Raw genomic sequence first — 12,106 nt, forward strand, 5'->3', positions numbered from 1 at the left:
GCTACTATTGCAACCTTCTTGAAATTCCCCGGATTGGTATTGCATGTCGTCGAAAGAGCCTGATGTCTGGTTTCGTTTTGTTCGGGCCCACAGGACGGTCATCCGTGAAATCGAACGGCGCCTGGCCGATGCCGGTCTGCCGCCGTATGCCTGGTACGACGCTTTGTGGGGCCTGGAAAGTGGCCCCGATGGCACCCGGCGCATGCACGAATTGGCCGATGTACTGGCCATCGAGCGCTACAACTTGACGCGCCTGGTGGACCGTCTGGAAAAGGACGGCCTGGTGGTGCGTTCGCGCTCCGACGGTGACGGGCGTGCTGCCTTTGTCTCAATCACCGACGCGGGCCGGGTGTTGCGCAAAAAGATGTGGAAAATCTACGAAAGCAGCGTGGATGAGTTGTTTTTGTCGCAGCTCGACAGCGAGCAACGCCGGGGCTTTGCCGAGGCGCTGGAACGCACGGCGGGGCTGGCGATGGAGGCGGGCGTGCAGACCCGTGGGCGGCGTAAGACCTGAAGCAAATATCAGATAGCACCGAGATCCAGGGTGGGAGCTGGCTTGCCTGCGATAGCGGACGGTCTGCCAAAGTATCGGCGCCTGGCACCCCGCTATCGCAGGCAAGCCAGCTCCCACATTTGATCGCATTCCATTCATCTAAGGTGATATCGATGCAGGGCGGCTTCTACCTGTTCTACTTCGATACGGCCGTCATCCGCCAGCGCCTTCAATGCCAGCACCGCTACCCAATATCGACTGGGTGGTGACGTTTCCACCGAGCCCGCGCCCAAGGCTACAAACCGCGCATCCACATACCCCGCCAACTGATCAACGATCGGCTGCGGATACCCGGTAACCGCGACCACCGGCGCGCCATCCCCAGCCAGGCAATCCCTTAAATGACAACTGCGCTTCGGTGCCAACGTATGCAGGCGGTTCCAGCGTTGCGCCGCATCCGCCTCACGGGCCAGCCGTGTGTAGCTGGGGCAGCTCCACAGTTGTGCCGCGACATTCCAATCCGTTTCGAGCAACTGCGCGGCGTGCACGACTTCTTCAAACGCTCGACCCGCGCCCAGCAACCGCACCTTCAATTCACTCGTGTATGAGCGCCGGACCCGGTACATGCCCCTGAGTGCATGGTCACGATCCTGCGGGCTCAGCCCTGGCCCGTCGTATTGATCGTGCAATGCCAGGTAATAAAACCCCGGCTCTCCGTCGACATACAGCGCCTGCAAAGCCGCCAGCACTACCGCCCGCGCTTCCTCGCCGGAGGCCGGGTCATAAGGTGTGCAGTGGGGATTACTGGCCAACCACAAGGGCAGTGATGGGGAGGGCCGGGTTTCATTGTCGTTGCACAAGATGCCTCGCTGGCGGGTCTCGCTGGACAATGCGCGCAACTGCGCCGATGACGCGGCCGTGTGCAGGTACAACATGGGCTTTTCCCCGGTGTTGCGCGCAAACCACGTGGGCCAGCTCATCACCCGGCGCGAGCGCGACTGGCCGCGAATCACCCACGCCTGCCGGCTGGACTCCAGGGTGTTGGCCATGGTCATCACGCTATACAGGGGCGAGCAGCGGGGCTGCTGCATTGCATTCAGGGCGTCGATACAGATCAGGGCAGAGCGTTCGGTGCTGGCAGTCATGAGCAGGGTCGCTTGGCAACGGGTGCCCATACCCTAATGGAATTCCGCTTTTGATTGCAATTGCAATGATTGCAGTTGCATCTAAAATTCATCCGGCTAAATCAACGCAACACTGCTACGTTTAATCTTGAAGTGCAGGAACGTCATGCCACGGACATTTTTTCGTCATGGCGGCACTTTAGGCTGGTTGTGCAGGTCATTAAGCAACCCCTTTTCATAAAACAAGGAGTCAACCATGGACGATTACCAGGAAGAACTGTTGGAGTACCAGGCCTTTGAACTGGATCCGCTGGATCCGGTCGATGATGCCACCGAGCTGTAAGACAGACGTCAGGCGGAATGCCGCTGACTGCGGCGAAATTCCCCTGGGGTCTGGCTGTTCCAGCGTTTGAAGGCGCGTTGAAAGGCTTCTGCTGAAGCAAAGCCGAGCAAATAGGCAATTTCACCGAACGCCAGTTCGGTATCGCGAATGTAGGTCATGGCCAGGTCGCGGCGAGTGTCATTGAGAATCGCCCGGAACTGAGTCCCTTCTTCCGCCAGCTTGCGCCGCAAGGTCCAGGTCGGCAGTTTCAAGCGTGACGCCACTTCTTCCAGGTCGGGTTCCCGGCCACCATTGAGCATCGGCCCGAGCAACCGGGTAATGCGCTCGCGCAGGCTGCGGGTGCGCGTCAACTGCTCCAGTTCCCGTTCACACAATTGCACCAGTAATTGCCAGGTACTCGGGCAATGTTCCGGGTTGCGCATGGCCAGGGTTTGCTGGCTCAGGCGCAGTTGATTGTGCTCGGCGCCAAACTGGATCGGGCAGTCCCCCAGCACGCTGTAGCGCTCGCTATAGTCCGGTGCCTCGAATTCGATTTCGATGCGCTGCGCCTGCACCGGTTGCAGGCTCAGGCTCGACAACTGATGCAGCCACCCGGCGATGATCGAGTCCACCACAAAGCGGTTATAGGCGTTGTACGGGCTGATGGAATAGAAGCGCAACCAGGCCCCGTCCGTATCCTCGTGAAAGCTCGACTGGCCGCGATAGTTGGAGCCGTACAAGGCTTCGAAGCGTGTCAGGGTGCGGGCGGCTTCGCGCACGGTAGGGGCCTGGGCGGCGGTGACACCGGCGAGGCCGGCCTGGCTCAAGCGGCTGAGCTGGCCCATGCGCAGCCCCAGACTGGCGTCGCCGGTCAGCTGGATGGCGGCGTGGCCCAGGCGCATATAGCGCGGGATCGACAAGCGCGCGCCGGCCTCGGCCAGGCGGGCCGGGTCAAGGCCGTATTGCAGCAGCAACGGTTGCGGGTCCAGGCCATGGCTGTGGATCGCATCGGCCAAGGTGTGGACGAAGCCCACCGACAAATCCCCAAGCCGCACCGGTTTCATCGTGTTACAGCCACACGTTCAGCAGGCGCGCGCCACGGGCATTGCCGTCGGCGAACACCTGGCCGTTGCTGCTGAGGAAGCTTTGCCCGGCGCTGCCCATGTCAAAGAACTGCCCGCGCAGGAACACGCTCATGCCGGCAGTCGCCTGGCTGATGGGTTGTTGGCTGATCAGAGTCAGGCGGTGCCAGGCTTCGCCTTCGCTGAGTTCTTCGGGCTTGAGGCTGATTTCCGGCGGCGTCGACACGCTTTTGAAGCCGCGCCACGGCTTGTCCCAGGTCTCGCGGCCAATCACGAAGGCCGGGACGGCCACCAACTGGGCGCCTTGCTCGTTGAGCTTGCGGTAATTGTCCGGGTACCAGCTGTCGCTGCCGATCAGAATGCCCAGGCGCCCGGCCGGGGTGTCGACCACGCTGACGGTGTTTTCGTCGCCGGGTTCGATAAAACCGCGCTCATCGAAAATCGGATACAGCTGGCGTTGCGGCTGGCCCACCGCCAAGCCATCACGGTCGAATACCACGCTGGTGTTGTACAGCGCGCCATGGCCGATCTGCAGCTGGCCCTGGCTGACGCTCGGGTTGGGCAGGGCAATGGAGCCGGCTACCAGGGTCACGCCGAATTCCTTGGCCAGACCGCCGAACAGCACCTGATAGTCGCGGGCCATGGCCGGAGCCTTCATGCGCAGGTAGGCGTCGTCAATACGGTCATCACCCTTGGCGCTGATCAATGCCCGCAGGAACAGCAGCGGGTTGCTCGCCGACAGCCAGTTCATCGCGTCCTTGAGGTTGGTGGCCTGATACAGCTCGTTCTTTTCGCCGCTGACCATCAGCCAGGTGCCGATATGTTCCGGCAGCACCACGATGGTCTTGTCGTTGATCAAGCCCTGGTCGCGGGCCTTTTGCAGATAGGCCGCCAGCTTCAGGTGCAGGCGTTCCAGGCTCTGGTAGTCGGCGGGGAACAGTTCCGGCTGGATGCCCAGCAGGTTACCGCGGTCGGCGGGCACGCCTTGGTCGACGGCCAGGTTGATCCGCAGGTCGGACAGGTAATGGCCCACGGGGCGCTCCTGGGTCCAGACCAGATAGGCGGAAACGGCGGCGACCAGGGCCATGATGAGGGTGAATCCAAGAAGTTTACGCATGGGAAAAAGACAACGGACCGGGTGCAGGGTTCGGTACCTAGGGTAGGGCTCATGTACGCGGTTGCCAAGGGGCGCTGCGCATTTGGATCAATAACTTGTCAGTTACAGTCATTGAGCGGCAACCGGCAGCCTCTTAGGCTGTGGGACATAAACCGATGGAGTGCCATTCGAGCGCTCCACGTCCCGTGATGATCCGTTGTGGAGCTGTACCATGACCGCTGCTGCCTACCCGCACCTGCTGGCCCCGTTGGACCTGGGTTTTACCACCCTGCGTAACCGCACCCTGATGGGCTCGATGCACACCGGCCTTGAAGAGAAACCCGGCGGCTTCGAGCGCATGGCGGCCTATTTTGCCGAGCGCGCCCGTGGCGGCGTGGGCCTGATGGTCACCGGCGGCATTGGCCCGAACGATGAAGGCGGGGTGTATGGCGGTGCAGCCAAGCTGACCACCGACGAAGAGGCGCAAAAGCACAAGATCGTCACGAAAGCGGTGCACGAGGCGGGCGGCAAGATCTGCATGCAGATCCTCCACGCCGGGCGTTATGCCTATAGCCCGAAACAGGTCGCGCCAAGCGCAATCCAGGCGCCCATCAACCCGTTCAAGCCCAAAGAGCTGGACGAAGAAGGCATCGAAAAGCAGATCAGCGATTTCGTCACCTGTTCGCTGCTGGCCCAGGTCGCCGAGTACGACGGCGTGGAGATCATGGGCTCCGAAGGCTACTTCATTAACCAGTTCCTCGCCGCTCACACCAACCATCGCACCGACCGCTGGGGTGGCAGCTATGAAAATCGCATGCGCCTGCCGGTGGAAATCGTGCGCCGGGTGCGCGAAGCCGTAGGCCCGAATTTCATTATCATCTTCCGCCTGTCGATGCTCGACCTGGTGGAAGGCGGCAGCACCTGGGAAGAAATCGTGCAGTTGGCCAAGGCCATCGAGCAGGCCGGTGCAACGATCATCAACACCGGCATCGGCTGGCACGAAGCGCGGATCCCGACCATCGCTACCAAAGTGCCACGCGGTGCGTTCAGCAAGGTCACCGCCAAGTTGCGCGGTTCGGTGCAGATTCCGTTGATCACCACCAACCGGATCAACACCCCGGAAGTCGCTGAGCAGATCCTGGCCGAAGGCGACGCCGACATGGTCTCAATGGCCCGCCCATTCCTCGCCGACCCGGACTTCGTCAACAAGGCCGCCGAAGGCCGCGCCGATGAGATCAACACCTGCATCGGCTGCAACCAGGCGTGCCTGGACCACACCTTCGGCGGCAAGCTGACCACCTGCCTGGTCAACCCGCGTGCGTGCTACGAGACCGAGCTCAACTACCTGCCGGTCAAGCAGATCAAGAAAATCGCCGTGGTCGGTGCCGGGCCTGCGGGCCTGGCGGCCGCCACCGTCGCTGCCGAGCGCGGGCATCAGGTGACGCTGTTTGATTCGGCCAGCGAGATCGGTGGCCAGTTCAACATCGCCAAGCGCGTGCCGGGTAAGGAAGAGTTCTTTGAAACCCTGCGCTACTTCAAGCGCAAGTTGCAGACCACCCACGTCGAGCTGTGCCTGAACACTCGGGTCGACGTTGAGCAGCTTGTTGCGGGCGGTTACGACGAGATCATCCTCGCCACCGGCATCGCGCCGCGCACACCGGCCATCCCGGGCGTGGAAAACGCCAAGGTATTGAGCTACCTGGACGTGATCCTGGAGCGCAAGCCTGTGGGCCGTCGCGTGGCGGTGATCGGTGCCGGCGGTATCGGCTTTGACGTGTCGGAATTCCTCGTGCACCAGGGCGTGTCCACCAGCCTGGACCGCGAGGCATTCTGGAAAGAGTGGGGCATCGATACCCAGCTTGAAGCCCGCGGCGGTGTGGCCGGGATCAAGCCCGAGCGCCATGCGCCGGCGCGTGAAGTGTTCCTGCTGCAGCGCAAGACTTCCAAGGTCGGCGACGGCCTGGGCAAGACCACCGGCTGGATTCATCGCACCGGTCTGAAGAACAAACAGGTGCAGATGCTCAACAGCGTCGGGTACCTGAAGATCGACGATGAGGGCCTGCATATCCGCATTGGCGCCGAGGGTGAGCCGCAGGTGCTGGCGGTGGACAATATCGTCATCTGTGCCGGCCAGGATCCGCTGCGGGAATTGCAGGATGGCCTGGTCGCAGCCGGGCAGAACGTGCACCTGATCGGCGGTGCGGACGTGGCGGCCGAACTGGATGCCAAGCGCGCCATCAACCAGGGTTCGCGCCTGGCGGCCGAGCTGTAAACACGCCAAAGGGGCGGTGGTAGACTACCGCCCCTTTTCTTGTGCAGAACCGCCCTTATGGGTCCTTTCGACTGGCTTCCCCACGCGCCCCTTGAACCCCTGAAGCTGGACTGGATGGGGCCGGTGGAAGTGACCGTGCTGCGCCTGGATCGCATCGACCCGCTGATCAGCGGCAACAAGTGGTTCAAGCTCACCGAACACCTGGCGCAAGGCCGGGCGGCGGGTGCCAGCGGGATCATCAGCCTGGGCGGGGCTTACTCCAATCATTTGCATGCACTGGCGGCGGCCGGGAAACGCTTCGGTTTTCCTACCGTTGGCTTGCTGCGTGGCCATCCTCAAGACACGCCCACGGTGCTCGACCTCAAGGCCTTCGGCATGCAACTGCACTGGCTGGGGTATGGCGGCTATCGCGCGCGCAATGAGCCGGACTTCTGGCTACCGTGGCGCGAGCAGTATCCGCACCTGCACCCGGTGCCTGAGGGCGGTGGTGGCTTGGCCGGTGCGTTGGGCTGTGGGGTGTTGGTCAGTCAGGCGCAGGCGCAGTTAGGCGGCCTGGGCTGGGCGGACTATCACGGTTGGTGGCTGGCAGCAGGCACCGGCACCACCCTGGCGGGATTGGTGTTGGCCGAGGCGGGCGCGCATCCGGTATATGGTGCGCTGGCGGTGCCCGACGACCACGGCGTGGCGCAGCAGGTACGGGCGCTTGTGCAAGAGGGTTATGAATTGCTGGAGGCCAGCCGGGGCGGCTTTGGCAAGGTTGATCCGGAGTTGCTGGCCTTTATCGACGCCACCGAGCAAGCCTGTGGCCTGCCCCTGGAGCCGCTGTACACCGGCAAGGCGTTATTGGCGTTGAAGCAGCAGATTGAAGCCGGGAGATTTTCCCCCGGCACCCGTCTGATCTTTGTCCACACCGGTGGCCTGCAAGGCCGCCGAGGATTCCCTGTAGGAGCTGTCGAGCTTTAGCGAGGCTGCGATGCAGGCGCTGCGGTCTGGCAGGTACTGCGCGGTGATCCCATCGCAGCCTCGCTGGGGCTCGACAGCTCCCACGGTTACTGAAGGTTCCCTCTCTTGCCGGGCATCATCCGTAATGCAGTATTGTCCCGCAGCACATAGTGATGGCCCAACCCCGCCAACGCATGCAGGCCGATCAGCCAGTAACCGACCTTGCCGAACAGCACATGCCAGCTTTCAATCTCTTTGGCCAACGCCTTGTTTTCGGCAATCAACGGCGGCAGCTCGATGCCGTAGAACATCACTGAATGCCCCTCCGCGCTGACGATCAGCCAGCCGGCGATGGGCATGCCGATCATCAAGGCATACAGCGCCATGTGCATCAGGGTGGCCAGGAAGGATTGCCATTGCGGCGGGGCCGGCACGATCTTCGGCGCCACGCCCAGGCTGCGGGCGAACAACCGTAGCCACACCAGTACAAATACGGTCAGGCCGAACATGAAGTGCATTTCCACAATCAACGTACGGCCGCCGCTGCCTTTGGGAAACTGCCCGCGTAATTCAATGCAGGCGTAAACCACCGCCAGCAGCACCACCATCAGCCAGTGCAACGCAATCGACATGGTGCTGTAACGCGTATCGGAATTCTTCCAGGGCATCGCTTTCTTCCTCACTCATCAGGGCAAACCTCCGTTCTTTCGCGACGGAGTCCTTTCAATGTAAGCCTGTTTTAGAAGGTTTGCCCGTGAGAGAAGGGTGTATAGGCGATCTTTTGATCTCGATCAGTAGCCCTGTGGCATTTCACCCCGTGCCAGGCGCTGGTTGATGTCGGCGATCACCGCAGGCAGGTCGGTGATGGTGTCGATCATGTAGTGCGGGCGCGAGCCTTCGAACATGGCCTCGATGCGCGTGCGTTCGCTGGCGAGTGTGTCGGCGTCCAGGGCGCGGAACTGCTCGTAGGTCAGGCCCAGAGCGTTGCCTGAGCAGGTCAGCGCCACGGTCCACATGCCGGCGCGACGGCCTTCGAGAATGCCCGGCACGGTGTCGTCGATCTTCACGCAGGCCGCGACATCATCAATTCCGAGGGCGATCACGTTGGCCAGGGCCTGGGCTGGCCATGGGCGGCCGTTGGGTACTTCGTCGGTGGCGACCACGTGGTCGGCGACGTAGCCGTTGGTGGCGGCCAGTTCGACGACTTTGTCCATCACCTGCTTGGGGTAGCCGGAGCACGAGCCGATCTTGATCCCTTGCGTGCGCAGGTTGGCGATGGTGTCCAGGGCGCCGGGGATCAACGCCGAGTGCTCGGCGATTTTCTCGATCTGCAGCGGCATGAAGCGCTGGTAGATGGCGGTCACGTCATCGTCGGTTGGTGTGCGGCCAAAGGCCTTGCGATAGCGCTCGGCCACTTGCGGCTGGTCACACAGGGTGCGGATGTGGTCCCACTTGCCCATGCCCATCGGGCCGCGGGCTTCTTCGATGGAGACCTGCACGTCGAATTCAGCGAAGGCTTCGACAAAAATCTGCGTGGGGGCGAACGAGCCGAAATCGACCACAGTGCCGGCCCAGTCGAGGATCGCGGCTTGAAGCTGGGTTGGGTTTGCGTAGTTCATGGTTCAGATCCTGTGAGTAGTGGGCAGTCAGATGTCGAGCACGTTCATTTCTTGCAGCACCTCGGCCACCGCGGCGACGGCGGCTTGCATCTCGGCCTGGTTTACATGGCCGATGCAGCCCACGCGGAAGGTTTCCACCTGGGTCAATTTGCCCGGATACAGAATGAAACCCTTGGCCTTGACCCGTTCGTAGAACTCTTTGAACTGGTAGCGCGGGTCTTTCGGCGCATGGAAGGTGACGATGATCGGTGCCTGGATCGCGGCAGGCAGGAAGCTGCGCAGGCCCAGTTCGGCCATGCCATCCAGCAGCGCCTGGCAGTTGTCGGCGTAGCGCTGGTGCCGGGCGGGCAGGCCGCCTTCTTCGTTGTATTGCAGCAGCGCTTCGTGCAGCGCAGCCACCACGTGGGTTGGCGGTGTGAAGCGCCACTGGCCGGTCTTGGCCATGTAGCTGTGCTGGTCGAACAGGTCCATCGCCAGGGAATGGCTGTTGCCTTGGGCAGCGGCCAGCGCCCGCTTTTCAGCGAACACAAACCCCATCCCCGGTACGCCTTCCAGGCACTTGCCGGAGGCGGCGATCAGCGCGTCGAACGGCACTTCACGGGCATCGATCGGCAGCGCGCCGAAGGAACTCATGGCGTCGATGATCAGGCGCTTGCCGTGGCGTGCGATGACCTGGGCGATCTCGGGCAGCGGGTTCAGAATCCCGGTGCTGGTTTCGCAATGGATCAGTGCAACGTGGGTGATGCCCTTGTCGGCGTGCAGCAGGCGGTCGACGTCGGCGGCGGTAGTGGGTTCGTCTTCGGCGGTTTCAAAGGTACTGAACTCGCGGCCGAGCACTTCGCAGATCTTCGCCAGGCGTTTGCCGTAGGCACCGTTGATCAGCACCAGCACCTTGCCGTCCCGTGGCACCAGGGTGCCGATGGCCGCTTCCACGGCAAAGGTGCCGCTGCCTTGCAACGGCACGCAATGGTGACTGGCGGTGCCGTTGACGATCACCAGCAGTTGCTCGCAGAGGCTGGCGGTCAGTTGGTTGAAGCGGTCATCCCATGAACCCCAGTCGACCATCATGGCCTGGCGGGTACGGTCCGAGGTGGTCAAGGGCCCGGGGGTCAGCAGGATCGGCGCGGCAGTGCTCATTCGTGTGTCCTCGCAAAACAATGGGATGAAGTTACGGCGCCTAAATTGCAGTTTGGCTTGTCATCAATCAAATTGTTTGTTGTTATGCGAGCTATCAGTGAGGCCGATAGCTATGAACCTGTTTCAACTGCGTGCGTTTGATGCCGTAGCCCGCGAGGGCAGTTTTACCCGGGCGGCCGAGCGCCTGTTCATCAGCCAGCCGGCGGTAACCGGGCATATCAAGGCGCTGGAGGAGCACTACCAGATTGCCCTGCTGCGGCGTACCGCGCGGCGGGTGGAGTTGACCGAAGAGGGCACCAAGCTGGCGGCGATCACCCGGGCGATCTTCGGCCTGGTGGAGGAGGCGCAGACCTTGCTGGAGGCCAACCGGCAATTGCTTACCGGGCGCCTGGAAGTGGCGGCGGACGGGCCGCACATGGTCATGCCGATGCTGGCCAGCCTGAGGCAGCGGTATCCGGGGATTACCGTCAATTTGCGCCTGGGCAACGCTCAGGAAACCCTCGCGGCGTTGCTGTCGGAGCGCGCCGATGTGGCGGTGTTGACGGAGGTGGAGCCACGAAAGGGCCTGCATTTGCAGCCGTTGATCGAGTCCCGGATTTGCGCGTTGGTGCCTGCCGGGCATCCGTGGTTGGCGGAGCCTGCGGGGATTCGGCTGGAGCAGTTGGATCAGGTGATCATGGTGTTGCGTGAACCCAGCTCGATTACGCGGCGGACCTTCGACGATGCCTGCGCCCAGGCCGGTGTGCAGCCCAAGGTGTTGCTCGAGCTGGACAGCCGTGAGGCGGTGACGGAAGCAGTGGCGGCTGAATTGGGGGTTGGTGTGGTGTCGTCGATGGAAGTCAGCCGGGACCCGCGGGTGCATGCGATTCCGATCCAGGGTGAGGGGCTGGTGAACCGGCATGTGATCGGGTGCATGGAGCGGCGGCGGGAGTTGCGGTTGATTCAGGCGTTTTTCGAGTTGGCGCCCTGAGGGGGGTTGGCTGAAGACCGAGTTGGCGCCATCGCGGGCAAGCCCGGCTCCCACAGTTGACCGAGTTGTTCTGGAATACGCGGTCTAATGTGGGAGCCGGGCTTGCCCGCGATGAGGCCCCTGAGTTCACCGCAAACTTTCCCGCACAATCTCCAGAAAAGTCGCCACCACCCGCCGCGAACTCTGCTCTTTCAAACACACCAGGGTTTCCTTCATCCGCTGCGTACAGTCACGGATCGGCATCGCATACACCCGCGAATCGGCCCCAAACTCCGCAGCCGACACCACCCCCACGCCAATCCCCACCACCACCGCCTCCCGTGCGGCTTCGCGGCCTTCCACCTGAATTGCCGGGCGAATCCGCAGCCCGGCCTGGTGCATTTCCTGCTCCAGGGTCTGGCGGGTCACCGAGCCGATTTCCCGCAACACCAGCGGCGTATCGTCCAGGTCCGCCAGGCAGATCGACTCACGGCCCGCCCACGGGTGGTTGCGGGCGACAAACGCGAGCAATTGATCATCCGGCAATGGCAATGACAGCAGCCGCTCGTCGTCCACATCGCGCCCCAGCAGCGCCAGGTCGGCCTGGTAGTTGTAGAGGCGAAACAGCGATTCATCGGTGTTGCCGGTTTCGATCTTCACGCTGATGCCCGGGTACAGCTGGCAAAAGCGCGCGATCTGCGGCAGCACATGCACGGGCGCATCGACCGCGAGTGTCAGGGTGCCGGTTTGCAATGCCCGGGAATCCTGTAACAGCTCTTCGGCTTCCGCCGCGACCGCAAACAAGCGCTGGGTGATGCTCAACAGGCGCTCGCCAAGGTCGGTCAACCGTACTGAGCGTTTGTTGCGATGAAACAGCAGCACGCCGAAGCGTTCTTCGAGCTTGCGCACCTGGTCGGAAATGGCCGGCTGGCTGAGGAACAAGCGCTCGGCGGCGTGGGTAAAGCTGCCGTGGACGGCCACCGCATGGAAGGCTTTGAGTTGGGCGTGGGACACCGACATCGCGAATCCTCTTACAAGCTCAGCTTATATTTGAAATACGATAAATCGAT

At 62.4% G+C, this 12,106-nt stretch carries 11 protein-coding genes; 4 read left to right on the forward strand and 7 right to left on the reverse strand.

Going from position 1 to position 12,106, the window contains the following annotated elements:
• The first annotated feature begins 43 nt into the window (after positions 1 to 43).
• The gene (locus K0H47_RS20690; RefSeq protein WP_008431958.1) at positions 44 to 514 is read left to right on the forward strand and encodes a MarR family winged helix-turn-helix transcriptional regulator; all 471 of its coding nucleotides are present in this window, start codon (positions 44 to 46) and stop codon (positions 512 to 514) included.
• A gap of 134 nt (positions 515 to 648) precedes the next feature.
• On the opposite strand, the gene K0H47_RS20695 is transcribed toward K0H47_RS20690, so the two are convergent.
• The 3 genes from K0H47_RS20695 to K0H47_RS20705 form a co-directional block, all read right to left on the reverse strand.
• Positions 649 to 1,668, reverse strand: a complete 1,020-nt coding sequence (locus K0H47_RS20695) for a pyruvate dehydrogenase (RefSeq protein ID WP_201141394.1) — start codon at positions 1,666 to 1,668, stop codon at positions 649 to 651.
• A 300-nt stretch (positions 1,669 to 1,968) separates the two neighbouring features.
• Positions 1,969 to 3,003 carry an AraC family transcriptional regulator gene (locus K0H47_RS20700; RefSeq protein WP_017476944.1) on the reverse strand — a complete coding sequence of 345 codons (1,035 nt, stop codon included), beginning with the start codon at positions 3,001 to 3,003 and terminating at the stop codon, positions 1,969 to 1,971.
• A 4-nt stretch (positions 3,004 to 3,007) separates the two neighbouring features.
• Positions 3,008 to 4,138, reverse strand: a complete 1,131-nt coding sequence (locus K0H47_RS20705; RefSeq protein WP_063028619.1) for a carbon-nitrogen hydrolase family protein — start codon at positions 4,136 to 4,138, stop codon at positions 3,008 to 3,010.
• 211 nt (positions 4,139 to 4,349) lie between these two features.
• Here K0H47_RS20705 and K0H47_RS20710 point away from each other — a divergent pair, with 211 nt between their 5' ends.
• Positions 4,350 to 6,389: an NADPH-dependent 2,4-dienoyl-CoA reductase gene (locus tag K0H47_RS20710; RefSeq protein WP_177026936.1), complete on the forward strand. Its 2,040-nt coding sequence runs from the start codon at positions 4,350 to 4,352 to the stop codon at positions 6,387 to 6,389.
• Between the two features lie 57 nt (positions 6,390 to 6,446).
• Positions 6,447 to 7,352 carry a 1-aminocyclopropane-1-carboxylate deaminase/D-cysteine desulfhydrase gene (locus K0H47_RS20715; RefSeq protein ID WP_219273539.1) on the forward strand — a complete coding sequence of 302 codons (906 nt, stop codon included), beginning with the start codon at positions 6,447 to 6,449 and terminating at the stop codon, positions 7,350 to 7,352.
• 86 nt (positions 7,353 to 7,438) lie between these two features.
• Here K0H47_RS20715 and K0H47_RS20720 read toward each other — a convergent pair whose 3' ends face one another.
• The 3 genes from K0H47_RS20720 to K0H47_RS20730 form a co-directional block, all read right to left on the reverse strand.
• Entirely contained in the window at positions 7,439 to 7,999 is a 561-nt protein-coding gene (locus tag K0H47_RS20720; protein ID WP_017476948.1) for a cytochrome b, read from the reverse strand.
• Between the two features lie 123 nt (positions 8,000 to 8,122).
• Entirely contained in the window at positions 8,123 to 8,950 is an 828-nt protein-coding gene (gene phnX, locus K0H47_RS20725) for a phosphonoacetaldehyde hydrolase (RefSeq protein WP_177026934.1), read from the reverse strand.
• Between the two features lie 27 nt (positions 8,951 to 8,977).
• On the reverse strand, positions 8,978 to 10,087 hold the full coding sequence (locus tag K0H47_RS20730) for a 2-aminoethylphosphonate--pyruvate transaminase (RefSeq protein WP_219273540.1): 1,110 nt from the start codon (positions 10,085 to 10,087) through the stop codon (positions 8,978 to 8,980).
• A 112-nt stretch (positions 10,088 to 10,199) separates the two neighbouring features.
• Between K0H47_RS20730 and K0H47_RS20735 the strand changes: the two genes are divergently transcribed.
• Positions 10,200 to 11,057 carry a LysR substrate-binding domain-containing protein gene (locus K0H47_RS20735; protein ID WP_093208012.1) on the forward strand — a complete coding sequence of 286 codons (858 nt, stop codon included), beginning with the start codon at positions 10,200 to 10,202 and terminating at the stop codon, positions 11,055 to 11,057.
• Between the two features lie 126 nt (positions 11,058 to 11,183).
• Here the strand turns inward: K0H47_RS20735 and K0H47_RS20740 are convergent, their stop codons facing one another.
• Positions 11,184 to 12,056, reverse strand: a complete 873-nt coding sequence (locus tag K0H47_RS20740; RefSeq protein WP_003212428.1) for a LysR substrate-binding domain-containing protein — start codon at positions 12,054 to 12,056, stop codon at positions 11,184 to 11,186.
• Positions 12,057 to 12,106: the final 50 nt, after the last annotated feature.

Origin of the sequence: Pseudomonas sp. Xaverov 83, from assembly GCF_019352905.1 — a bacterium.
Classification (GTDB): Bacteria; Pseudomonadota; Gammaproteobacteria; order Pseudomonadales; family Pseudomonadaceae; genus Aquipseudomonas; species Aquipseudomonas yamanorum.

Coding starts and splice junctions, on each gene's coding strand:
- K0H47_RS20690 (WP_008431958.1), top strand. CDS start 44: ATGTCGTCGAAAGAGCCTGATGTCTGGTTTCGTTTTGTTCGGGCCCAC.
- K0H47_RS20695 (WP_201141394.1), bottom strand. CDS start 1,668: ATGGGCACCCGTTGCCAAGCGACCCTGCTCATGACTGCCAGCACCGAA.
- K0H47_RS20700 (WP_017476944.1), bottom strand. CDS start 3,003: ATGAAACCGGTGCGGCTTGGGGATTTGTCGGTGGGCTTCGTCCACACC.
- K0H47_RS20705 (WP_063028619.1), bottom strand. CDS start 4,138: ATGCGTAAACTTCTTGGATTCACCCTCATCATGGCCCTGGTCGCCGCC.
- K0H47_RS20710 (WP_177026936.1), top strand. CDS start 4,350: ATGACCGCTGCTGCCTACCCGCACCTGCTGGCCCCGTTGGACCTGGGT.
- K0H47_RS20715 (WP_219273539.1), top strand. CDS start 6,447: ATGGGTCCTTTCGACTGGCTTCCCCACGCGCCCCTTGAACCCCTGAAG.
- K0H47_RS20720 (WP_017476948.1), bottom strand. CDS start 7,999: ATGCCCTGGAAGAATTCCGATACGCGTTACAGCACCATGTCGATTGCG.
- phnX (WP_177026934.1), bottom strand. CDS start 8,950: ATGAACTACGCAAACCCAACCCAGCTTCAAGCCGCGATCCTCGACTGG.
- K0H47_RS20730 (WP_219273540.1), bottom strand. CDS start 10,087: ATGAGCACTGCCGCGCCGATCCTGCTGACCCCCGGGCCCTTGACCACC.
- K0H47_RS20735 (WP_093208012.1), top strand. CDS start 10,200: ATGAACCTGTTTCAACTGCGTGCGTTTGATGCCGTAGCCCGCGAGGGC.
- K0H47_RS20740 (WP_003212428.1), bottom strand. CDS start 12,056: ATGTCGGTGTCCCACGCCCAACTCAAAGCCTTCCATGCGGTGGCCGTC.